The 22,877-nt window shown below is 47.6% G+C and carries 19 protein-coding genes and 1 riboswitch; of the genes, 18 read left to right on the plus strand and 1 reads right to left on the minus strand.

All coding sequences use genetic code 11. The annotated features are described in order from the left end of the window. The first annotated feature begins 1 nt into the window (after position 1). A riboswitch (cobalamin riboswitch) is annotated at positions 2-185 on the plus strand. Positions 186-273: 88 nt separating this feature from the next. The 9 genes from cobU (at position 274) to Q4G98_RS00595 (ending at position 10,667) form a co-directional block, all read left to right on the plus strand. Beyond that, a complete protein-coding gene (gene cobU / locus Q4G98_RS00555; RefSeq protein ID WP_298564618.1) occupies positions 274-858 on the plus strand; it encodes a bifunctional adenosylcobinamide kinase/adenosylcobinamide-phosphate guanylyltransferase in 585 nt (194 codons plus the stop codon). After that, positions 858-1,886, plus strand: a complete 1,029-nt coding sequence (gene cobT / locus Q4G98_RS00560) for a nicotinate-nucleotide--dimethylbenzimidazole phosphoribosyltransferase (protein WP_298564616.1) — start codon at positions 858-860, stop codon at positions 1,884-1,886. Before cobU ends, cobT begins: the two co-directional genes overlap by 1 nt. Continuing rightward, the gene (gene cobS / locus Q4G98_RS00565; RefSeq protein WP_298564614.1) at positions 1,879-2,616 is read left to right on the plus strand and encodes an adenosylcobinamide-GDP ribazoletransferase; all 738 of its coding nucleotides are present in this window, start codon (positions 1,879-1,881) and stop codon (positions 2,614-2,616) included. The genes cobT and cobS overlap by 8 nt, the downstream gene beginning before the upstream one ends. A gap of 13 nt (positions 2,617-2,629) precedes the next feature. Next, a complete protein-coding gene (locus tag Q4G98_RS00570; protein ID WP_298564612.1) occupies positions 2,630-3,475 on the plus strand; it encodes a nicotinate-nucleotide--dimethylbenzimidazole phosphoribosyltransferase in 846 nt (281 codons plus the stop codon). Between the two features lie 12 nt (positions 3,476-3,487). Continuing rightward, positions 3,488-4,129, plus strand: coding sequence for an alpha-ribazole phosphatase (cobC, locus tag Q4G98_RS00575; protein WP_177559927.1), 642 nt, complete (start codon positions 3,488-3,490; stop codon positions 4,127-4,129). 187 nt (positions 4,130-4,316) lie between these two features. Next, the gene (locus Q4G98_RS00580; RefSeq protein WP_021718541.1) at positions 4,317-4,604 is read left to right on the plus strand and encodes a zinc-ribbon domain containing protein; all 288 of its coding nucleotides are present in this window, start codon (positions 4,317-4,319) and stop codon (positions 4,602-4,604) included. Positions 4,605-4,760: 156 nt separating this feature from the next. After that, positions 4,761-5,669 carry a DUF2156 domain-containing protein gene (locus tag Q4G98_RS00585; protein ID WP_298564609.1) on the plus strand — a complete coding sequence of 303 codons (909 nt, stop codon included), beginning with the start codon at positions 4,761-4,763 and terminating at the stop codon, positions 5,667-5,669. Positions 5,670-5,678: 9 nt separating this feature from the next. After that, the gene (locus tag Q4G98_RS00590) at positions 5,679-6,866 is read left to right on the plus strand and encodes an enhanced intracellular survival protein Eis (RefSeq protein ID WP_298564607.1); all 1,188 of its coding nucleotides are present in this window, start codon (positions 5,679-5,681) and stop codon (positions 6,864-6,866) included. A gap of 27 nt (positions 6,867-6,893) precedes the next feature. Further along, a complete protein-coding gene (locus tag Q4G98_RS00595) occupies positions 6,894-10,667 on the plus strand; it encodes a phosphoribosylformylglycinamidine synthase (protein ID WP_298564605.1) in 3,774 nt (1,257 codons plus the stop codon). A gap of 51 nt (positions 10,668-10,718) precedes the next feature. Here Q4G98_RS00595 and Q4G98_RS00600 read toward each other — a convergent pair whose 3' ends face one another. Next, positions 10,719-10,967, minus strand: coding sequence for an Arc family DNA-binding protein (locus Q4G98_RS00600; RefSeq protein ID WP_177559939.1), 249 nt, complete (start codon positions 10,965-10,967; stop codon positions 10,719-10,721). A gap of 167 nt (positions 10,968-11,134) precedes the next feature. On the opposite strand from Q4G98_RS00600, the gene Q4G98_RS00605 reads away from it, so the two are divergent. The 9 genes from Q4G98_RS00605 to Q4G98_RS00645 all read left to right on the plus strand — a co-directional run bounded on the left by Q4G98_RS00605 (position 11,135) and on the right by Q4G98_RS00645 (position 22,809). Then, positions 11,135-14,059: an insulinase family protein gene (locus tag Q4G98_RS00605; RefSeq protein ID WP_298564603.1), complete on the plus strand. Its 2,925-nt coding sequence runs from the start codon at positions 11,135-11,137 to the stop codon at positions 14,057-14,059. A gap of 112 nt (positions 14,060-14,171) precedes the next feature. Next, entirely contained in the window at positions 14,172-15,194 is a 1,023-nt protein-coding gene (locus Q4G98_RS00610; protein WP_298564602.1) for an aldo/keto reductase, read from the plus strand. Between the two features lie 147 nt (positions 15,195-15,341). After that, complete coding sequence (locus Q4G98_RS00615) at positions 15,342-16,373, plus strand: exo-alpha-sialidase (RefSeq protein WP_298564601.1); 1,032 nt, start codon at positions 15,342-15,344, stop codon at positions 16,371-16,373. Positions 16,374-16,415: 42 nt separating this feature from the next. Then, positions 16,416-17,384, plus strand: coding sequence for a tripartite tricarboxylate transporter substrate binding protein (locus Q4G98_RS00620; RefSeq protein ID WP_298564600.1), 969 nt, complete (start codon positions 16,416-16,418; stop codon positions 17,382-17,384). 66 nt (positions 17,385-17,450) lie between these two features. Beyond that, a complete protein-coding gene (locus Q4G98_RS00625; protein WP_298564598.1) occupies positions 17,451-17,921 on the plus strand; it encodes a tripartite tricarboxylate transporter TctB family protein in 471 nt (156 codons plus the stop codon). Between the two features lie 13 nt (positions 17,922-17,934). Further along, the gene (locus tag Q4G98_RS00630; RefSeq protein ID WP_298564596.1) at positions 17,935-19,422 is read left to right on the plus strand and encodes a tripartite tricarboxylate transporter permease; all 1,488 of its coding nucleotides are present in this window, start codon (positions 17,935-17,937) and stop codon (positions 19,420-19,422) included. A gap of 179 nt (positions 19,423-19,601) precedes the next feature. Beyond that, positions 19,602-21,689, plus strand: coding sequence for a polyribonucleotide nucleotidyltransferase (locus Q4G98_RS00635; protein WP_298564595.1), 2,088 nt, complete (start codon positions 19,602-19,604; stop codon positions 21,687-21,689). Between the two features lie 60 nt (positions 21,690-21,749). Continuing rightward, positions 21,750-22,202, plus strand: a complete 453-nt coding sequence (locus Q4G98_RS00640; protein WP_293547557.1) for a dUTP diphosphatase — start codon at positions 21,750-21,752, stop codon at positions 22,200-22,202. A gap of 367 nt (positions 22,203-22,569) precedes the next feature. Continuing rightward, complete coding sequence (locus Q4G98_RS00645; RefSeq protein WP_298564593.1) at positions 22,570-22,809, plus strand: helix-turn-helix domain-containing protein; 240 nt, start codon at positions 22,570-22,572, stop codon at positions 22,807-22,809. Positions 22,810-22,877 lie beyond the last annotated feature (68 nt).

The raw sequence follows: 22,877 nt of genomic DNA on the forward strand, positions 1-22,877 counted from the left end.
ATATTGGAAAAAATCAACAGGTGTGCCGATCGCGGTCGGCGCTTAATAGGGAAGACCGGTGTAAATCCGGCGCAGTCCCGCTACTGTAAAGGGGAGTTCACTGCAATATGCCACTGGGAAACTGGGAAGGCGCAGTTGAATGTTGAACCTGAGCCAGGAGACCTGCCTGTTACGGGTATCTTATGCCTACGGGAGATAGGTGGATACTTGCATAGGTTGTTTATTTATGCCCTCTCTCGAGAGGGTATTTTTATTTTGAAGGGAGGCTTAAAAATGAACAAAGAATTGATTTTAGTAACCGGCGGTGCGCGCAGCGGCAAAAGTGAGTTTGCTGAGCGTTTTGTTTTGCATTATGGACGCAAGTGCGCTTATATAGCTACGGCTGAAATCTTTGACGACGAGATGGCTGAGCGTGTCCGTCTCCATCAGGAACGTCGTTCTCCCCAAAGATGGAATAATTACGAAGCGCCCTATGCTGCCGAGCAGGTAATGGATGAGGCGGGGCAGGGGGCAGACGCAATTTTATTTGATTGTCTTACTTTATACATGAGTAATTTAATGTATGGCAAGGTTGCGGCTGCGGGAACTTTTGAAGAAAAGGTAGTATTTGTCAAAGGCGAGATAGCAAAGTTATTGGAAGCCGCCAGAAAAACAGAAAAGCTGGTAGTATTTGTTACCAATGAAGTTGGCAGCGGTATTGTGCCTGATAATATTATGGCACGTGAATACAGAGATCTTGCCGGATGGGTCAATCAACAGGTTGCAGCTGAATGTGACAGAGTATTTTATTGTGTCGCAGGTCAGGCAATCGACGTCAAGAAAATGGCATTTAACTTTGATGATGAAGGAGCAGAGTAATGGAAAAAATAATTATCCCGCCGTTGGACAGCAATGCTGCGGCAATGATAAAAAATAATTGGGCAAAAATGGATAAACCGCTGCACAGCTTAGGCAAGCTGGAGGAAATGGTTGAGCAATATGCCGCTATGACCGGCACAGCATTGCCGGAGCGTATCAAAAGTGCAATGCTGCTGATGTGCGGCGATCATGGAATCGCTAAATACGGCGTCAGTGCATATCCGCAGGAAGTGACGATGCAGATGATCAACGGCTATATGCGGGAAACTGCCGGAGCTAATGTTATGGCCCGCCATGCCGGTGCTGATGTTTTTGTGGTTGATGCAGGTACGGCTTTTGATTTGAGCGCCATGCCGAAAGTTTATCAGGAAAAGGTCGCCTGGGGCACGGAGGATTTTACGCAGGGACCGGCGATGACCCTGCAGCAGGCTGAGCAGGCTTTAAAAGTAGGAATGAAGGTTGCTGATGAATGTATTGATAAAGGGTATAATTTATTGGTTACGGCAGAAATGGGAATCGGCAATACTACTTCTACTGCGGCAATAGTTTCCGCTTTTCTGGGCCTGCCTCCAGAGCTTACTGTCGGAAGAGGAACCGGTATCAATGACGAAAGAATGGCGATAAAAAGAAAGGTCGTCGCTGACGGTCTGGCTAAAAACCAGCCCCGTTTGGGCGATGCTATGGATATTCTCTGTAAGGTTGGCGGTTATGATCATGCCGGGTTAGCTGGAATGATTCTTGCCGGTGCCAGACGCCGTGTGCCGACAATGGTCGATGGGGTAAACGCTACTGCTGCCGCTTTACTTGCTTACGGTCTGGAACCAGCCTGCGCCGAGTATATGCTTTGTTCACATCTTTCTGCCGAAATATCGCACGCAAAAATGCTGGAAGTGTTGAAGCTCACGCCTATCGTCGATGCCGGGATGCGTCTTGGCGAGGGAACAGGAGCTTCTCTGGCGATCGTTATTTTGCAGATGGCGATCAATACCTATAAAGAACTGACTAAGCGTGGTGGCATGCATGCGTGATTTTATCACTTGCCTGGAATTTTTGACAAGAGTACGTTTTTCTAAACGGACCGATTGGCGTGACGAAGATTTTTCACGCAGCGTTCCGTATTTTCCACTGGTAGGCTTGGTAATCGGAGCTTTTCTGGCGGCAGTAAACTATGGTTTATTTTATATTGAGACACCGCTTTTTTTACGGGTGACCCTTTTACTGCTGGCTGAGATCATCATTACCGGCGGTTTGATGTATGACGGCTTTATGGACACTGCTGACGGTGTTTTTTCGGCTCGCAGCCGTGAGCGAATGCTGGAAATAATGAAGGACAGCCATGTCGGTTCTAATGCTGTATTGGCGATCATTATTTTAGTCCTGCTTAAAATAGCGGCGTATCTCGAACTGGATGGAGCAACACTGACCTGGGTTTTACTGACGATGTCCGTTGCTACACGAACCTTTATGGTGGTGTTTATTGTCAATTTCCCTTATGCACGTAAAGAAGGGATCGGGCATATGTTTACCAAATATGCCAAGCCGGTTTATACATATATTGCTTTTGCGGTATGTGCCGCTGTTATTGCGGCCTGCGGCTGGCAATATTTAGCTGTGGCATGCATATGTTTTACTTTTACTTTGATGCTGGCGCAATATTTGAAAACGCAGTTAGGCGGACTTACCGGCGACACTTATGGTGCCTTGACTGAGTGCGGCAATGTGATTTATTTGCTGACAGCAGTATTTTTATTAAGATAAGGAAGGTTTAACGATGGATATAAATAATATTATTGAACAAATAAAACCGATCGATAGTCAAAAAGTAGATGAAGCGCAAAGCAGATTCGATAATTTGATTAAACCGGTCGGCTCACTCGCTAAACTGGAAGAAATGGTTTCCCGTTATGCCGGCATCATTGGCAGCGCTGATAAAAAGGCTGTTCAGTATCCTAAAAAAGCTTTGCTGCTATGGAGCGCTGATACACAGGCTGTTGCTAAAGCGATGCAGGGAGAACTGCCAGTTGTTTTGCTGGCACATGAGGCCAAAGCAGAGGTTTATCCCCTGATGACTACGGCTGTAAAGCTTGAGGACGCACTTGAAGAGGGTGCGATCCTGACTAAAGAATACATTACTACGGAGAAACTGCAAATGCTGGCTTTGGGCAGCCCGGAACAGTATCAGCTTACAGAACAGATGGAAGCACTTTTAGAACTTGAAGGGATCGAATTTCTGCAAAAGCTTGATGATCATGTAATAACAGCAATGACAGGAGCTGTTTTACAGGCGGCAGCCTGTAAAGTTCCCGTGATGCTGGATGGTATTGCTGCCTGCCTGGCTGCTATTGCCGCCGGCAAATTAGCTCCTGTGTCTCTTGAATATTGTATGGCAGGGCATGTATCCGCAGAGCCCGGTATGGAAAAATTATTAAACTGGCTGCAAATGTCTGCACCACTAAGATTGGCGATCAACAGTGGCGCCGGAGAAGGTGCAGTTTTAGCTTTTACCTTGTTCGATGCAGGTATAAAAGCGTATAATGAGATGGAGACTTTTGCCGAAGCAGGAGTACATGCTGAAATGGAAGAATTTTCACATTCAGTACAAGTAAAAGGAAAGTAATAAGGAGGCAATATGGGCAAAATCTATCTTATAAGGCATGGCGAGACAGATGCCAATCAAACATTTCAATTTCAGGGTCATATCGATAATCCTCTCAACAGCAAAGGTTTTAAGCAAACGGCTGATTTAGGAAAGTATTACGAAGGGCTTGAGCTGGACGAGATCTATTCCAGTTCTATGCAGCGTGCCAGACAGACAGCTGAACCTTTGGCAAAATTCCACGGTCTCAAGCTCCAGCCGCTGGACGAACTGAAAGAAGTTTGTTTTGGCGAATGGGAAGGCTTGAGCTATGAAGAAGTTAAGGCAAAATGGAACGATCAGCTGGAACTGTTTTTTAAACAACCGGCACAGTGCAGAATGCCTGGCGGAGAATCGTTTGACGATGTTGCCGCGCGTGTTCGTTCTGTATGCGAAGATATTTTTAAAAGTGACAGCGATAAAAATATAGCAATAGTTTCTCATGGCGGCGTCGTAAGAGTGCAGCTTTGTCTTTTGCTGGGGCTGGATCTTAATAAATTGTGGATGTTTGGCGTGCATAACGCCAGTACTACCTGCATTGCCAAATGGCAGGACCGCTTTACGATTGAGTATGTAAACGATACACATTATTTAAAAGATAATGTAAACTCTGATGGAATAAAATACCCTAAATAATTATAAATTTTAAAATGTACATTTCTTGTTGACTTTTATCTTTTTTTTAGATATACTGCTTATAGTATATCTCAGTGGTCCGGGTAGGGTTCCGAACTTCTTCCATGCTACATACGCAACATGAGGAAGCAGTGGTAACATCTATAAGTCCTTATGGGGTATGTTTAATGTAAGGAGTGATTAACCAATGAAAGAAGACAAAACCTTAGTATGCCGTGAATGCGGCACCGAATTCGTATTCTCTGCTTCCGAGCAGGAATTCTACGAAGAAAAAGGCTTCACGAATGAACCCGGCCGTTGCCCCGGTTGCCGTCAAGCTCGCAAACAACGTATGGGCATCAACAACGAGCGCCCGGCTCGCGAAATGTTCCATGCTACTTGCGCAGAATGCGGTCAAGACACAGAAGTACCGTTCCGTCCTTCTATGGATCGTCCGGTATACTGCCGCGAATGCTTCAACGCTCGCAAAGGCTAATTAATTAATGAAGTTTAAAAAAACCAATTGCTTAGGCAATTGGTTTTTTCTTTAGTAAATAGATAGTTTTGTGGTATAATATGAACACTTGGCGAGGTATTTTCGAGCCTAGTGAGAATACGTACCCTTGTGGTATAATATCAAGATAGGAAAACTGTGTATCTTAAGGAGGTCCTTTTTATTTTAGAATTAAAAAAGATAACACTGGCTGACAGGCCTTTGTTTGAAAGTTATTTATCACGTCCTGACCAGCGTGGTTCGGAGTGTGCATTTACTAATTTATTTGTGTGGCAGGATTGCTATGGCATTTACTGGACGATAGTACATGATTTTCTGGTGATCAAGGTTAAACGTAATGAAGTTGACTTCTTTTTACAGCCCTTTGGCGGTAAGGATGAAGATCTGCCGAAAGTATTTGCGGCGATCAAAGAATATCATGAAGGCAAACCGTTTGAGATCCATGGTATTTATGAAGCCGGCAAAGAACGTCTGTTAAAGGCTTTTCCGGAGATGGAGTTTGTTGAAGACCGTGATAACTGGGACTATGTTTATTTACGTGAAAAGCTGGCTAATCTGTCGGGGCGTAAATATCATGGCAAGAAGAATCACTATAATGCTTTTAAAAAAGAGTATCCTGATTATGTTTATGAACCGATCGGACCGGATAATTATGAAGAGTGTAAAGCGTTTGGCGATGAGTGGTGCGAAAAGCGTGTCGGTGAAGACGAGAGTCTGCGCTGTGAGCAATGCGCTATCCATGAAGCACTTGACAATTTTGAAGCGCTGGGACTGCGTGGCGGCGCTATTCGTATTGACGGGAAAATCGAAGCTTTCAGCTTCGGTAAAAAAATCAATGATGATACAGCTGTTTTGCATGTTGAAAAAGCAAATCCTGAAATTCGCGGTATCTATGCAGCGATCAATAAAGAATTTGCCGAACATGCCTGGGGCGACGTAGTTTATTTAAACAGAGAAGAGGATATGGGGCATGAAGGCCTGCGTACGGCGAAGGAATCCTATCATCCGGAATTTATGATCAAAAAATATTCGGCTGTTTTTAAATAGAGGTACAGTATGGATTTTCGTATCATTAATGACGAAACTTTACCTAAAATAATGGAATTATGGGATTATTGCTTTGAAAAAAACGATACTCCTTTTTTTAAGTGGTATTTTGATGAATACTGCTTAAAAGAGAATATGATACTGGGCGGGTTTGATGAAGCTGACGGCAGTTTGATGAATATGCTGCATTTGAATCCTTATACCATCAATTTACGTGGTCAGGAATTGCAAGTGCCGTATATTGTTGGTGTGGCAACAGCGCCGGAATACAGGGGCAGACATTTGTTCGGGCCGCTTCTTGATACTGCTTTTGCAGTTTTGCGGGCTCAGAAACAGGCGTTTGTTTTGCTGATGCCGATCAGTGCCGGGATCTATCGTCCTTATCAGTTTGATTACTGCTATTACAGGCATCGTTACGAGATGCCTTTAGCTGTGCTTCCTAAGGCCGGCAGCGCTTCTGCTGATATTACTCTGCAGCGGGCAGATTTAGAGCAGGAAGCAGAGGCTTTTGCCAAAGTATATGCTGCTGTAACTGCTGCTTATCATGGCGCGGTCAAGCGGGATGATAAAAACTGGCGGAATTTACTGTCAGTCCATCAGGGAGAGCAGGTCAAAGCCGTGCTTGCCAAACGGGGCGGGCAGGTTTTAGGATATATGCTTTACAGTATTGCCGATAGAATTTTTACAGTGCAGGAGCTGCTGGCAGAAGAAACAGCTGCGCGGGATGCTTTGCTGCGTTTTGCCAGAGGGCATGTAACAGAAGCTGAAAAGTTCAGCTGGCTGGCAGAAGCATGGGATAAAATGTACCTGCATTTACAGGATCAGAATTATGCCGGCAGCTTGCAGCCGTTTATGATGGCGCGCTGCATTAATGTGCGTCAGGCACTCGTGCAGCTGACCAACATTGCCGCAGATATACAGGGCGCAGTTTCGCTGCTGATCACTGACAAAACTTTGCCTCTTAATAACGGTTTATTGAAGCTGGAAGTAAATGATGGTCAGGTCGATGTTAAGAGCACGGTGGATATGCAGGATATAGAAATGGATGTAGCAGCCTTTACGCAGTTATATTTTGGCCAGTTCTCCGTACAGGAGCTGGCGGCTGAAAACAGGCTGAAGATACATAATGAGGAAGCAGCGTTATTGTTGGACAGACTGTTTCCCAAGTGTCATAATTATATTAACGAGTATTTTTAACCGCATCTTATTTTGGAGGCTGAGTTTATGAGTACAATCAGACGTATTTTTGTGGAGAAGAAAGATGCCTTTGCTGTTGAAGCACACGGGTTATTATCCGATCTGCGCAACAACCTGGGCATGAAAAATCTGACTGGTATCAGAATTTTAAATCGCTATGACGTGATGGGCGTCAGCGATGAAGAATTTGCGGCCGCCAGAAAAATAGTGCTGTCGGAACCACCGGTCGATACCGTTACCGACGAAGTTTTTGAAGTGCCTGCAGGCTGCTGTGCTTTTGCTGTAGAATATCTTCCTGGACAATATGACCAAAGGGAGGATTTTGCCGAACAGGCTATTCAGCTGATCACGCAAAAAGAACGTCCGATGGTAGCTTCGGCCAAAATTTATATTTTGGAAGGTACTTTGACGGAAGCAGAACTTACTAAAATCAAAAGCTACTGCATCAATCCTGTTGAAGCCAGAGAAGCAGAATGGGATAAACCAGCAACTTTGATCGCGACCTGCGAGGAACCTGCCAGGATCAAGTCGGTTGGCGGCTTTTTGACAAAGAGCAGGTCTGAAATGGAAGCACTGCGTCAGGAAATGGGACTGGCAATGAGTCTGGAAGACCTGCTGTGGTGTCAGCAATATTTTAACGAAGAACACCGTGAACCTACTATTACCGAAATAAAAGTGCTGGATACTTATTGGTCTGATCATTGCCGCCATACTACTTTTATGACGCAGATCGAAGACGTTGAGATCGAGACAGGTGAGTATAACAAGCCTGTTCAGGAAGCTTTCGATAAGTATATGGCTACCCGTGACGCCGTTTACGGCGAAGATACTGAGCGTCCTGTGACCTTGATGGATATAGCAGTCATTGGTATGAAAAAACTGCGTTCGGAAGGCAAGCTTGATGATCTGGATGTTTCTGAAGAGATCAATGCCTGCTCGATCGTTGTTCCTGTAGAAATTGATGGTAAAACAGAAGAATGGCTGGTTATGTTTAAAAACGAAACGCACAACCATCCTACGGAAATCGAACCCTTCGGCGGGGCCGCTACCTGTTTAGGCGGCGCGATCCGCGACCCGCTTTCCGGGCGTTCGTATGTTTATCAGGCTATGCGCGTTACCGGTGCGGCTGATCCGCGTGTGCCGATTGAAGCAACCCTGCCCGGTAAATTACCGCAGCGTAAAATAACTGTCGGTGCTGCTGCCGGTTACAGCTCTTACGGCAATCAGATCGGCCTGGCAACTGGTCATGTCCAGGAATATTATCATGATAAATTTGTTGCCAAACGCATGGAGATCGGCGCTGTCATCGGTGCTGCTCCCCGTGATACCGTGCGCCGTGAACGCCCTTCTGCCGGAGACCTGATCGTTTTACTGGGCGGCCGTACCGGACGTGATGGCTGCGGCGGCGCAACCGGTTCGTCTAAAGAGCATACGGTAGATTCGCTGCTTTCCTGCGGTGCGGAAGTCCAAAAAGGCAATCCGCCGACAGAACGCAAGATCCAGCGTTTGTTCCGTAACCCTGCTGTTACAGCGATGATCAAACGCTGTAATGACTTCGGCGCCGGCGGTGTTTCCGTTGCTATCGGCGAGCTGACTGACGGCCTGGTCGTCAATCTTGATAAAGTTCCTAAAAAATATGAGGGGCTGGACGGTACGGAACTGGCGATTTCTGAATCTCAGGAACGTATGGCAGTCGTAATCGAGGCCAAAGACCTTGATGCCTTTATAAAACATGCTGATGAAGAAAACCTGGAAGCTACTGTTGTAGCCGAGGTTTCTGATAATCCGCGTCTTGTTATGTACTGGCGCGGAGAGAAAATCGTTGATCTGGCCCGTGCTTTCCTCGATACTAATGGGGTAGCGCAGCACACGAATATCGTAGTCAAAGCTGCAGTGGGCGAAAATGCTTTCGATAAAGTTCCCGAATGTGTTGCTAAAGCCGCTTCTTTGGAAGAGGCCTGGCTGGGCAATTTGAACCGTTTGAACGTTTGCAGCCAGAAAGGCCTTTCGGAACGTTTTGACAGTACGATCGGCCGCGGTACAGTTTTGATGCCGTTCGGCGGTAAAACACAATTTACTCCGAGCGAAGGTATGGTCTGCCGTCTGCCGGTGCTTCATGGTACGACTACTGCCGCTTCGGTCATGGCCTGCGGCTATCATCCCGAGGTTGCCTGCTGGAGCCCGTTCCACGGTGCTATGTATGCGGTAGTTGAGTCTGTGGTCCGTGCAGTATGCCTGGGGGCTGATCCTGATAAACTGCGCCTGACTTTACAGGAATACTTCCCCAAGCTGAATAATACTGAATTTTGGGGGCAGCCGTTCAGTGCGCTTCTAGGCGCTTTTACAGCTTTAGACGCACTTGATTTGCCCGCTATCGGCGGTAAAGACAGTATGTCCGGTACTTTTATGGATAAAACGGTACCGCCGACACTGGTTTCTTTCGCTGTTGACGTTATCAACGGAGATCAGGCTGTTTCCGCAGAATTTAAAGCAGCAGGGCATAAAGTAGTCTTTTTATCCTGCCCGCGTGATAACGCTGAGGTTCTTGATTTTGCGGCGCTGCGCAAAAATATGCGTGCCGTACATCAAGCGATCCTGGCAGGGAAGGTGCTTGCCGCCGCTGCCGTCAAAGAAGGCGGTATTGCCGCTGCCGTTACTACTATGTGTCTTGGCAATCAGCTGGGCTTTGAATTTATTAAACCGTTCCAGGATACAGAGCGTTTGTTTACTTTGCAGCCGGGCGGCATGGTGCTGGAACTGGCTGGCGAAACCAGTATCGAAGAATTGTTCGACGGCCTGGATTGTATGCTTTTAGGTCATCTTACAACAGAACAGTCCATTTGCATCAACGATACAGCTGTTAAGCTTACTGCAGCCCAGGAAGCATATCTGGATCCGCTGCAGGAGATTTTCCCCTATAAAATCGCAGAAAAAGCCCAGGGCGAATTAAATCAGCCTTTATATAAAGCTGAATTGCCGCTGACAGCTCCTGTGACCTTAGCCAGACCTCGGGTCTTTATTCCGGTATTTCCGGGGCAGAACTGCGAATATGACAGTGCCAGAGCTTTTGAAGAAGCCGGTGCAGTGGCTGACGTCTTTATCATTCGTAACCTTACTGCTCAGGCCATTGATGAATCGGTAGAAAAAATGGTCAGCATGATCAAAAATTCGCAGATCGTGATGCTGCCGGGGGGATTCAGCGCCGGTGACGAGCCTGATGGCAGTGGTAAATTCATTGCTACCATGTTCCGCAATCCGAGGATCAAAGAAGCGGTAACGGGATTCCTCAACGAACGTGACGGCTTGATGCTTGGCATCTGCAATGGTTTCCAGGCACTGGTTAAATTAGGTCTGGTACCTTATGGTGAAATCAGGGATATGGAAGCTGATTCGCCGACTCTGACCTTCAATAATATCGGCCGCCATGTATCGCAGATCGTCGATACCCGTATCGTTTCCAACAAATCTCCGTGGCTGAGCGAAGTAGAGCCCGGTGATATTCACGCAGTAGCAGTATCGCACGGCGAAGGCCGTTTCTATGCTCCTGAAGCTGTGATCAAAGAGCTGTTCAAAAACGGCCAGGTAGCAACGCAGTATGTCGATCCGCAGGGTCTGCCGACGATGGAAATGCCTTATAATCCCAATGGTTCGCTGTATGCGATCGAGGGCATTACCAGCCCTGACGGACGCATTTTGGGTAAAATGTGTCACAGTGAACGTTTTGTAGACGGGTTATACCGCAATATTACCGGTAATAAAGATCAGAAAATCTTTGTTTCAGGTGTCAATTACTTTAAATAATAAAATGAAAACGCGCATCTGCATTGCAGGTGCGCGTTTTAGTTTATTTACTTACAGCTTAAAAAGCATATCCATCGGACGGTCTTTAACAGGCTCGATCTTAGCTTTTTTTTCAGGATGGTCGATCAGTTCCAGTTCTTCTGTACGGATCTTACCGCATTTATTTTCAAAATCATCGATGATCCATTTTAAGATCTGTTCGATCTCTTTGTTGACAGAACGGCCGTTGTGATCAGCAATTACTTTTAATTTTTTCATGATCAGGGGATGGATACGCAGGGTAAAACGGGTTTGCTCCATAATTGCTCCTCCTAAAAAAATGTGACATCAAAAAAACGTCAATCTAACGTCGTTAAATTTATTATAAAGAAAATACGATGCTTTGGCAAGTTGTCACAAAGATTTTTTAATCTGGGAGTTTGATTTATGATAAAATAATGACAAATGTTAAATATTCGGAGGCAAAAATGAAATTAGACGTAAATAAAGAGTACAGCGGCTTTGTTATCAGGCAGGCTGCTTATATCGACGAGATCCAGTCGGAAGCATATGTTATGGAGCACGCTTACAGCGGCGCCAGATTGTTATATTTAGGGAACGATGATGACAATAAGGTCTTTTCTATCAGCTTTAGGACCCCGCCTTACGACGATACTGGCGTTGCCCATATTCTGGAGCATTCTGTTTTATGCGGCTCGCGCAAATACCGCTTGAAGGAACCCTTTGTAGAACTGGTCAAAGGGTCGATGAACACCTTTCTCAATGCAATGACTTATCCTGATAAGACGATGTACCCGGTAGCCAGCCGCAACGACAAAGATTTTCAGAATCTGATGGATGTGTATCTGGACGCCGTTTTTTATCCGCTGATTTATGAAAATCCTTATACATTGCGCCAGGAAGGCTGGCATTATAATATTGAGACACCCGCGGATGCTTTGAGCTATAACGGTGTCGTTTATAATGAAATGAAGGGCGTATTTTCTTCTGCCGACGCACTGCTTGACTACGAGGCTATGAAGGCTTTATTTCCTGACACGCCGTATAGCTTTGAATCAGGCGGTCACCCGGACGCTATCCCCGAATTGACGCAGGAAGCTTTCGAGCATTTCCACACCACTTATTACAGCCCTGAAAATTCCTTTATTTATTTGTATGGCGATATGGATATCGAGGCAACGCTGCAATATCTGAATGACGAATATCTAAGCAGTTTTAAACGCACCGGCGCAGTTGATTCAGCGATCCCGATGCAGGAGGCTTTCGCAAGAACGCAGGAGGTTATTGGCACTTATCCGGTCGGAGCTGACGAAGCTATCGAGGCTAAAACCTATCACGAGCTGCATATCGTTACCGGTGACGCCCGTGATGTCAAGACCTCAATGGCATTAAGAGTGTTGGAAAGCGTGCTGCTGGAAGGCAATTCGGCGCCGCTGCGGCTGGCGTTATTGCAGTCCGGCGTTGCCAAGGACATCAGCGGTTCTTATGCCGGCAGTTACCGCCAGCCGGTATTTTCGATCAAAGCCGCTGGTTCCGGACCGGAGCAGCGTGATAAATTTATCAGTGTTATTTATCACACGCTGCAGCAGCTGACGATCAATGGCATTGATAAAGAGCTGTTAGAGGCGCATCTCAATTATCTGGAATTTAAACTGCGTGAAGCTGATTTCGGCGCTTATCCCAAAGGCCTGATCTATGGCATCAGCGTCATGGATTCCTGGCTCTATGACGGCGACCCTCTGGCAGGACTGCGCTATACCGAGGCGCTGCAGCAGCTGCGGGAAGGCATCAAGACCCGTTACTACGAGCAGCTGATCGAAAATTATCTGCTTGATAATACCCATAAAGTCATCGTTACGCTGAATCCTGAGCAGGGCAAAGAGGAGCGGGAGCAGGCAGTACTGGCAGAAAAAATGGCAGCTATTAAAGCGTCGATGGATGCTGAAACTATCGCCAAAAATATCGAGCTGTGCAGTGAACTGCACAGACGCCAGGCGGCAGTAGATAGTGCTGAAGCTCTGGAAACGATCCCGCTGCTGGAACGCAGTGACATTAGACGTGAAGTAGAAATTACGGAAACTGTTGTGAAAGAGTTGGGAACAAATGAGATTTTATATGTACCGGCTTTTACCAATAAAATAGCGTATCTGAACTGGTATTTTGACCTGACCGGGATCGATAAAGATTTGCTGCCTTACTGCTATCTGCTCAGTGATGTACTGGGCAAATTCAATACTGATAAATATACTTATCAGGAGCTGGCAACGGCCTCTAATAAATATACCGGCGGCGTTTCCTTCCAGGTGCATGCCTATTCTGCCGCCAACGACGCTAACGATTATACGGTCAAGTTTACCGTTCAGGCGAAAGCACTGACAGCGAATCTGGATAAATTATTCGATATCCTGCAGGCCGTTGCGCTTGGCAGTAAAATCGACGACGTTAAACGTCTGCAGGAAATATTAGACGAAGTAAAAACAGATTGGGACAGCAGCTTCTTCTCGCGTGGGCAGACTGTAGCCTGTACCCGTCTGGCTTCGTATTTTTCGGCAGCTGCCCGCGTCAATGAACAGGATCAATTCAGTTATTACGAGTTTTTAAAAGACCTGTCCGCAGATTTTGCCGGCAGGGCAGAGGATACCTTAGCTAAATTACGTCAGCTGCTGGGGATCTTCTTTGAAAGCAGTAAATACCTTCTGGCTTATTCCTGTGAAGAAAGCGAACGGATGCTGGTTTTGCAGCAGGCACTGAGTTTTGCCGCCTCCCTGCCGCAGTCTGCTGTTGCCGGTAAAGCACCGCAGCTGTTAGCGGCTCCCGGAGCAAACGAAGGTATAATGACGCCTGGTAAAGTTCAGTACGTTGCCGCCGGCGGTGACTTCCGCAAATTCGGACATCACTTCCACGGCTCGATGAAGGTACTGGAAACGATTCTGCGTTACGAATACCTGTGGACGAAGATCAGAGTACAGGGCGGGGCCTATGGCGCTACAGCGCGCTTTGACCGCAACGGCACCATGTTCTTTGCTTCCTATCGTGATCCGAAACTGCAAGAATCACTGCAGGCCTATTATGATCTGCCGTCCTGGCTCGAAAAGCTGGAGCTTTCGGAACGTGAGCTGACCAAATATATCATCGGTACGATCAGCGGGCTGGATACGCCGCTGACGAACTCCATGCGCCTGGAGCAGGCCGGGGTCTACCATCTGAAGCAGGTAGATACGGCAATGCGGCAGCAAATGCGCAGCGAGATCCTTGATTTGACGAATGCCGATCTGCAGAAACTGGCGCCCGTCATCAAAGATACCTTAAGTGAAGGTTACTTGTGCGTAGTCGGCAGCAGTCAAAGTATCGAAGCAAATAAAAATATTTTTACTGCGACCCTGCATATCTGATAACCTGTTAAAATTTTTAAGTCGAACAGAAATCATCGTGTTTTTGTTCGACTTATATTTATTTTTGTGCTATATTTATGGTATCAAGAAAGTGAGAGATGGGGGCGTAAACATGGCTCAGGTAACATTAGGCAAAACAGGCATCACTGTCAATAAAAACGGCTTCGGCGCACTGCCGATCCAGCGCATTTCACAGCAGGACGCTGTTTATCTGCTGCACAAGGCTTTTGAGCACGGCATCAGGTTTTTTGATACTGCCCGCGGTTATACTAACAGCGAAGAAAAACTGGGAGTGGCTTTAAAAGGTATCCGCGAGCAGGTCTTTATCGCTACCAAAACACCGTCGAAAACAGCAGAAGGCTTCTGGAAGGATCTGGAGACCAGTCTGCATTTACTGCAAACTGATTATATAGATATTTATCAATTCCACAATCCGTCTTTCTGCCCTAAACCGGGCGATGGCAGTGGTCTGTATGAGGCGATGCTGGAAGCGCAGGCGCAGGGAAAGATCAGGTTTATCGGCATCACTAACCACCGTCTGGCAGTTGCCCATGAAGCGATCGCATCGGGGCTTTATGCGACGCTGCAATTTCCCTTCAGCTACTTATCGACAGCTAAAGAGCTGGAACTGGTAGAGGCGTGTGCACAGCAGAAAATGGGCTTTATTGCCATGAAGGCGCTGGCAGGTGGGCTGATCAATAATTCTGCCGCCGCTTATGCTTACTTGGCACAGTTTGAGCATGTACTGCCTATCTGGGGCGTGCAGCGCGAGAGCGAGCTGGATGAATTTTTAAGCTATATCGATCAGCCGCCGGTTTTGACTGGCGAGCTGCAGGCAGTAATCGATAAAGACCGTCAGGAACTGATCGGCAGCTTCTGCCGTGGCTGCGGCTATTGTATGCCCTGCCCGGTAGGTATCGAAATAAATTCCTGCGCCAGAATGTCATTGATGATCAGACGGGCGCCGCAGGCAGCGCAGCTGACTGAAAAAGCGCAGGCTATGATGCAGAAGATCGAAGACTGTCTGCATTGCGGTAAATGTAAGGCAAAATGCCCTTACGGCTTGGATACGCCCAAGCTTCTGGAAGAAAATTATCAGGACTACCGCGAGATCCTGGCAGGTAAAGTCATCTAAAAGAAAAGTGCAGAAGTAAATCCCAAAGAGCTTAGCTTTTTAAGGCGCTAAGCTCTTTTTTTGTTAATTTAAGGTTTATGGATTGTTAAAATTATGATAAAATAGTGACAATAATTTTGAATAATGAGAATTTTTAGGAGGCTGGCAGTGCGTAAGGAACTGATAATGCAGGAGTTACCTACCCGGATGTGTCATGCTTCAACGCTTCTGCGCCTTAACGACGGCACTATACTGTGCAGCTGGTTCGGTGGCAGCAGGGAAGGCGCTGCCGATGTAGGTATCTGGTTGGCGCGCCGTAGCAGCAGCGGCTGGCAGAAGCCCTTGCTTCTGGCTTCTGGCACTGCCGCGCACTGGAATCCTGTTTTAGCGCTGATAGATACAAGGATCATGCTGTTTTATAAGGTCGGCGCCCATATCAAAAGCTGGCTGACCTGGGTCATAGAATCCTGTGATAATGGCAGCAGCTGGTCGCAGCCCAGACAGCTTGTTGACGGCGATACTTCCGGCGGGCGCGGACCAGTGCGCAATAAGCTGCTGCAGCTGCCAAATGGCAGACTGCTGGCCGGAGGCTCGACAGAGCAGGGGATCTGGCAGGCTTTTGTCGATACCTCTGAAGACGGCGGACGCAGCTGGCAGAAATCACAGCCGATCATGATAACAGGACTGCACAGCAGCGGTGAACGCACTGTAGCGCGTGATAAAACTGCTATCCCGGTCAGTGAGCAGTCTTTTTATGGCCGCGGCGTCATTCAGCCCGCCTTGTGGAGCAGTGATTCAGGCACGATCCATATGCTGCTGCGCAGTACGGAAGGCAGTTTGTACCGCAGTGATTCCGAAGATAGCGGACAAAGCTGGAGCAGCGCTTATGCAATAGATTTTCCCAATAATAACAGCGGTATCGATCTTGTGCTCAGCAAGGCTGACGGAGCGCTGTACCTGGTATGTAATCCTGTAGCCGATAACTGGGGACAGCGTTCGCCGCTCTCTCTGTTCAGCTCGGCTGACAATGGCAGGAGCTGGGTCAAGCTGCTGGATTTGGACAGCGGCGACGGGGAATTTTCTTATCCCGCTATCATTGAAGCGTCAGGAACGCTTTATATTACCTATACATATCAACGGCAGAACATTGCTTTTTGGCAGGTGCCTATTGATGAAGTTTGCCGGGGAGTTATAGTGTAGGCTGTTTTTGTAAAATTTTATGGAAAGTTGGAGGATTGAAAGATGAAGAAGATTTTAACTACTGTTCTGGCATTGGTAATGATGCTGACTTTGACGGCGGGCTGCGGCAGCGGCGATAAAAAAGCTGCTTATCCGCAGGACGGCGACATTACAGTCGTCATTCCCAAGGCTCCCGGCGGCGGTACCGATGTTTCGGCCCGCGGCATGATCCAGTTCCTGCAGAAGGAGCTGCCCGGTTCTAAATTTTTACCGACCAATAAGCCTGACGGCGGCGGTGTGACCGGTATGGTCGACGTTGCCAACGCCAAACCAGACGGTCATACGCTGGGTATGGTAACTGTAGAGCTGGCCATGTTCCCGCATCAGGGCAAAAGCAAAGTAACTTATAAAGATTACGCCGCTATCTGTGCGCCTATCGCGGCGCCGGCAGCGCTGATCGTTCCCAGTGAAGCGCCGTACAACACCGTCGATGAATTTGTTGCCTATGCTAAAGCTAATCCCGGCAAGGTACAAATGGGCAATTCCGGTACCGGTGCGATCTGGCATATCGCCGCACTTTCTTTTGAAGAGGAATTCGGCGTGAAATTCAAACATGTTCCGTATCCGAAAGGATCTGCTGATATTGCCGCAGCTTTGGCAGGTAAACATATCGACGCTACTTTGGCTGATCCGTCTGTTTTCAAAAGCCAGGTCGATGCCGGCAATTTGAAAATTTTAGCTGTGATGGCAGCCAGCCGTTCAGAAATCTATCCGAACGTGCCGACCTTCAAGGAGCTGGGCCACGATATGACGATCAGAGCCTGGGCGGCTTTGGTAGCTCCCAAAGATACTCCTAAAGAAAAACTTGAAGTTCTGCGCAGCGCTGCTAAAAAAGCCTGCGAATCGAAAGAGTTCAAAGAATATTTCATCAAGCAGGGTATCGATCCTACTGTTATCATTGGCGATGAATGCGCTAAAATGATGCAGGACGACGATGCGATGTATGCAAAATTCCTTGGGAAAGCCAAATAAAATTTATTGAGAAAAACTGCTCCGTCGGTATGTACCGGCGGAGCTTTTAAAAGGATTTAGATACTGATGATCGATATGAAGCTTTGCAACTATCTGATAGGCGTACTGGGGCTGCTGCTGGGTCTTTTTATGATGCATTCAGCATCAGCGTTCCCGCTGTCCATGACGGAAACAGGTCCTGGGGCAGGGGTGTGGCCTTTTGCTTTGGGCGTTGTTTTGGCACTGGCAGGCCTGGTACTTTTGGGGCATACCTTTTGGAATAGAAAATCCCTCGCAGTGAGGCTGGTCGTGATCAATACGCCTGCCAATCTTCGGGTTTATATCGTTATGGGGCTGGCCGTGCTTTTTTGCCTGGTGATCGAACTGCTGGGCTTTTATCTGGCGGCGCTGCTGATGATTCCCACCGTGATGCTGGTCCTGGGCTGCCGCAGCCTGCTGCGGATCGCGCTGACGGCTGTGCTGACGGTTGGCTTTATCTATCTGATCTTTGATATTTTGCTGAGCACCAAGCTGCCGCAGTCAATGTTTTTAGGATAGGGGGTTACAGATCATGACCGATATTTTAACAGCTTTAGAAATGATTTTTGTGCCCTTAAATCTGCTGGGACTTGTTTTCGGGGTCGGTGCCGGGATCGCGTTTGGCGCTATGCCGGGCCTCAGCGTCAATATGGGACTGGCGCTGCTGTTTCCGCTGACCTTCACTTTTCAGGGGATGGGCGGCATTTTAATACTGATCGGCATTTACTGCGGCGCGATCTACGGCGGCTCGATTTCGGCTATCCTGCTCAAAACTCCGGGAACGCCGGCTTCTGTTGCCACTACGCTGGACGGCTATCCGATGGCGACCGTATTGAAGCAGCCGGGGCGCGCGCTGGGGCTTTCTACTCTTGCCAGCACCTTTGGCGGTATTTTCAGCACGATCTGCCTGATCATTATGGCGCCGCAGCTGGCAAAGGTTTCTCTGCAATTTTCCAAGCCGGAATATTTCGCACTGGCGATCTTTGGTCTCAGTATCATCACCAGCGTTTCTTCAGGCTCTGTCATTAAAGGCATCATGGGCGGCGTTATCGGTTTATTTCTGGCAACGGTGGGTATCGACGCCATGAGCGGTGAGATCCGTTTTACTCTGGATACTACCTATCTTTTGGGTGGGGTTTCCTTTATCCCTATTCTGATCGGTCTGTTCGCGTTTGCGCAGATGCTGACCACAGTAGAGGAATATTATCATAAACAGACGGGGTTGCAGCAGGAGGTAAAGCTAGACCGGGTATTGCCGTCCTGGAGCGATTTTAAACGTGTTTTCTGGACACTGGTGCGTTCCTCGTTTATCGGTACCTTTATTGGCTGCGTACCGGGTACAGGCGGGGATATAGCTTCTTTTGTTTCCTATGACCAGGCCAAACGCTGGTCCAGTCATAAAGATAAGTTCGGTACCGGTGAACCGGAAGGGGTCTGCGCACCGGAAGCCGGCAATAATGCTGTGTCGGGCGGTGCTTTTATACCGGTGCTGACGCTGGGGATACCGGGCGACGGAGCCACGGCGATCATGCTGGGCGCCCTGATGGTGCAGGGCTTGCAGCCGGGACCACTGCTGTTTGTCGAAAAGGCGCCGGACGTTTATGCGATCTTCATCGGTCTTTTGCTGGCAAATGTCATCATGTCGCTGATGGGCTTTTCGCTGATCAGACTGTTTGTTAAAGTGGTGAACGTACCGACAGAAATCCTGCTGCCGATCATCATTATGCTGACCTTTGTGGGTACTTATTCTTACAATCATTCCATGAACGACGTTTATCTGATGGTCGCCGCCGGCATTATCGGTTATTTTTTGAATAAAACAGAATTTTCCATGTCGGCTATCGTTATCGGCATTATTCTGGGCGGGATGGCAGAACAGAATTTCGTGGGTTCGCTGATCATGAGCGACGGCAGCTTCTCGGTATTCTGGACGCGGCCGATCTGCCTGCTGTTTCTGACGGCGGCATTTATCTCGCTGCTGTCACCGTTTTTAGGTAAACTGCTCCGTTTAAAAAAATAAAGCATTTAAAAGCACAGGTGTAAAGCCTGTGCTTTTAGAAATTTTTACAGGCCTGCAGAACAGGTAAAATATACAGCAAAGATTTTTTTAGAAAATTTTAAAAAGTAAAAGGAAAAATGCGATTTATGGCGAATACAATCAGGTAACCTAAATTGTGAAAACTTAGAGGAGGCAGAAGAATGCATACTTACAGTATGGAGCTTGGCGGCAGAACGCTTACTATGGAGATCGGTAAGATCGCCAAGCAGGCAAATGGATCCGTTTTAGTTCGTTATGGCGATACCGCAGTAGTTGTTGCGGTAACTGGTACAAAAACACCCAGGGAAGGAGTAGACTTCTTTCCGTTGACTGTAGATTTTGAAGAAAAAATGTACGCTGTCGGTAAAATCCCCGGCGGCTTTATTAAACGCGAAGGCCGTCCGGGCGAGCAGGCCATTTTGACCAGCCGTCTGATCGACCGTCCGATCCGTCCGATGTTCCCTGACGGGTATCATAATGATGTGCAGATCGTAGCTACTGCCGTATCTGTCGATCCTGATAATGCTCCGGATATGCCGGCAATGATCGGCGCTTCCTGCGCTTTATCTATTTCCGATATTCCCTTTGAAGGCCCGATCGCAGGTGTGCGCGTCGGCCTTGTTGACGGCGAGTTCGTGATCTGTCCTACTGTCGAACAGGCACAGGCCAGTTTATTGAACCTGGCAGTTGCCGGTACTAAAGATGCTATTTTGATGGTTGAAGCAGGCGCTAAAGAAGTTTCTGAAGAAACTATGCTTGACGCTATCTGGTTCGCTCACGGCGTTATCAAAGAGCTGGTTGCTTTCCAGGAAAAAATCATGGCGGAAGTCGGCAAACCGAAAATGGAAGTTCCTGTTTATGAACCTCCTGCTGAGATCGCTGCCGAGATCGAAGCCTATGGCGCAGATAAATTGAAAGAAGCCCTGATGGACGCCAATAAATTAGAGCGTGAAGAAAACGTTGCTAAGGTAAAAGCTGAAATCGCCGAAGTATTTATCGAAAAATATCCTGATAATGCTAAAGACGTAGCTTATATCACCCAGAAGCTGGTTAAAAAGATCGTCCGCCGTACTATTTCCGTTGATAAGATCCGTCCTGACGGACGTCAGCTGGACGAAGTACGTCCTGTTACCTGCGAAGTAGGCCTTTTGGCACGTCCGCATGGTAGCGCGCTCTTTACCCGCGGCCAAACTCAGATCCTCAATGTTCTGGCACTGGCTCCGCTGCGTGAAGCACAGATCCTTGACGGCCTGGGCGTAGAAGATACCAAGCGTTATATCCATCACTACAACTTCCCTCCGTACAGCGTTGGCGAAACCAAACCGATGCGCAGTCCCGGTCGTCGTGAGATCGGTCACGGCGCTTTGGCAGAACGCGCTTTGCTGCCGGTCATTCCTTCCGAAGACGAATTCCCGTATGCGATCCGCCTGGTTTCTGAAACTCTGGAATCCAACGGTTCTTCCTCTATGGGCAGCGTCTGCGCCAGCACCCTGTCTTTGATGGATGCAGGCGTACCTATCAAAGCTCCTGTAGCAGGCGTAGCAATGGGTCTGGTCAAAGACGGCGAATATTTCACTATCCTTACCGATATCCAGGGCCTGGAAGACGCTTTGGGCGATATGGACTTTAAGGTTGCCGGTACTGATAAAGGCATCACCGCGATCCAGATGGATATCAAGATCGACGGTATCAATAAAGACATCTTCACGCAGGCTTTGGCACAGGCTAAACGCGGCCGCGACCATATCATGGGCATCATGATGGAATGCATTTCCGAACCGCGCAAAGAGCTGTCCCAGTATGCTCCGAAGATCACTACGATCAGCGTAGATCCTGAAAAGATCAGCAAAGTTATTGGCCCCGGCGGCAAAATGATCAAAAAGATCGTGGAAGAAACCGGCGCTAAAATCGACATCGACGACAGCGGTAAAGTTTTCATCGCTGCTGTCAACAGCGAATCTGCCGCTAAAGCTATCGATATGATCCACGGTATCGTTGCCGATGCTGAAGTAGGCAAGGTCTATACCGGTAAAGTTACCCGCCTGATGAACTTCGGCGCTTTTGTCGAGATCCTGCCGGGTAAAGAAGGCCTGGTACATATTTCCCAGCTTTCTACCGAACGCGTAGGCAAGGTTGAAGATGTGGTTTCTGTTGGCGACGAAATCGTCGTTAAAGTGACCGAGATCGACCAAAAAGGTCGTATCAACCTGTCCCGTAAAGCTGTTTTGGCTACCGGTCTTGAAAAATAAGCAATAAATTTCAAATCCCGCTGATTCCTTCGGCGGGATTTTTTGTAAGCGAGGTGCACTGTGAAAATAAGAGGCTTTGAAAAAATCACTAAATACGCTGCGGTCGAGTTTCCGATGCCGGAGCGTAAAACCCAGAAATCTGCCGGCTACGACATCTGTCTGCCGGAGGATATTGAACTGCTGCCGGGAAAATTGCAGCTGGTGCCGACAGGCATCAAGGCTTATATGCAGGACGATGAGTATTTGGGCGTGCATATCCGTTCCAGTATCGCCGTTAAAAAACATATCTCCCTGGTCAATAATCAGGGCATCATCGACGCTGACTATTATAACAACGCCGATAACGAAGGCCATATCATGCTGGCGCTGCTGAATATGGGAACTGAGCCGGTAGCGCTGAAAAAAGATGAGCGCGTAGCGCAGGGTATTTTTTATAAATATCTGGTAGCTGACGGCGATGCCGACATCGATAAAGCAGTCCGCGGCGGCGGCTTTGGCAGCACGAAAGCCTGAACAAATTTCTAAATAGTTAAGTCATCCAAGTACCGTTTTGATAACGGTACTTTTTTTTATGTCTTTTTTTAGGGTAAAGGCGGGCAAAAGTACACCATAAAGTCAGCATTTGCAGCTTTATGAAAAATTTTACCAACGGCGAACAGGCAGTAACTTCGGCGGCTGGCAAAACGTAAGGGCAATAGACAGCCAAGCTGCGGCGAATATATCTGTTCGTATGTCTTGTGGGGGGGTACAGACGTGCTATAATAAGTGCGAATATTATTTTAACGATTTTTTTAAAGTTTAGTAAATAAAATCAGCTTTTTAAGAAAGTGATTATTAGACAGAACAATATTTTCAGCAGCGCAGGAGTGGAGGTGTCAAGGTGTACGATGAAAAATGCCTGCAAAATATCGGCAGTAATATCCGCTTTATGCGCAGTGCCTGTCAGATCAGTCAGCAGGAACTGGCAAGGTGTATCGGTATCAGCCAGACTCATCTGAGTAATATAGAGCACGGCAGGGCTGGTACAAATATGAAGCTGCTGCTGAGGGTTGCCAATACTTTGCATTGCAGATTGGACGATTTTTTGCAGCCGTCCGCAGCATTTCAGTTGGTAGAATGAGGTATTGGCTAAATAAGTAGTTTGTGGAGTTGCTGCAGCTTGATAAGGACCAAAGTAAGCTGGAGAGG

It is taken from the genome of uncultured Phascolarctobacterium sp., from assembly GCF_958349595.1.
Taxonomy (GTDB): domain Bacteria; phylum Bacillota; class Negativicutes; order Acidaminococcales; family Acidaminococcaceae; genus Phascolarctobacterium.

What these genes read in the sequence shown, in the direction of transcription:
- cobU (WP_298564618.1), top strand. Translation starts at nt 274, where the DNA reads ATGAACAAAGAATTGATTTTAGTAACCGGCGGTGCGCGCAGCGGCAAA.
- cobT (WP_298564616.1), top strand. Translation starts at nt 858, where the DNA reads ATGGAAAAAATAATTATCCCGCCGTTGGACAGCAATGCTGCGGCAATG.
- cobS (WP_298564614.1), top strand. Translation starts at nt 1,879, where the DNA reads ATGCGTGATTTTATCACTTGCCTGGAATTTTTGACAAGAGTACGTTTT.
- Q4G98_RS00570 (WP_298564612.1), top strand. Translation starts at nt 2,630, where the DNA reads ATGGATATAAATAATATTATTGAACAAATAAAACCGATCGATAGTCAA.
- cobC (WP_177559927.1), top strand. Translation starts at nt 3,488, where the DNA reads ATGGGCAAAATCTATCTTATAAGGCATGGCGAGACAGATGCCAATCAA.
- Q4G98_RS00580 (WP_021718541.1), top strand. Translation starts at nt 4,317, where the DNA reads ATGAAAGAAGACAAAACCTTAGTATGCCGTGAATGCGGCACCGAATTC.
- Q4G98_RS00590 (WP_298564607.1), top strand. Translation starts at nt 5,679, where the DNA reads ATGGATTTTCGTATCATTAATGACGAAACTTTACCTAAAATAATGGAA.
- Q4G98_RS00595 (WP_298564605.1), top strand. Translation starts at nt 6,894, where the DNA reads ATGAGTACAATCAGACGTATTTTTGTGGAGAAGAAAGATGCCTTTGCT.
- Q4G98_RS00600 (WP_177559939.1), bottom strand. Translation starts at nt 10,967, where the DNA reads ATGGAGCAAACCCGTTTTACCCTGCGTATCCATCCCCTGATCATGAAA.
- Q4G98_RS00605 (WP_298564603.1), top strand. Translation starts at nt 11,135, where the DNA reads ATGAAATTAGACGTAAATAAAGAGTACAGCGGCTTTGTTATCAGGCAG.
- Q4G98_RS00610 (WP_298564602.1), top strand. Translation starts at nt 14,172, where the DNA reads ATGGCTCAGGTAACATTAGGCAAAACAGGCATCACTGTCAATAAAAAC.
- Q4G98_RS00620 (WP_298564600.1), top strand. Translation starts at nt 16,416, where the DNA reads ATGAAGAAGATTTTAACTACTGTTCTGGCATTGGTAATGATGCTGACT.
- Q4G98_RS00625 (WP_298564598.1), top strand. Translation starts at nt 17,451, where the DNA reads ATGATCGATATGAAGCTTTGCAACTATCTGATAGGCGTACTGGGGCTG.
- Q4G98_RS00630 (WP_298564596.1), top strand. Translation starts at nt 17,935, where the DNA reads ATGACCGATATTTTAACAGCTTTAGAAATGATTTTTGTGCCCTTAAAT.
- Q4G98_RS00635 (WP_298564595.1), top strand. Translation starts at nt 19,602, where the DNA reads ATGCATACTTACAGTATGGAGCTTGGCGGCAGAACGCTTACTATGGAG.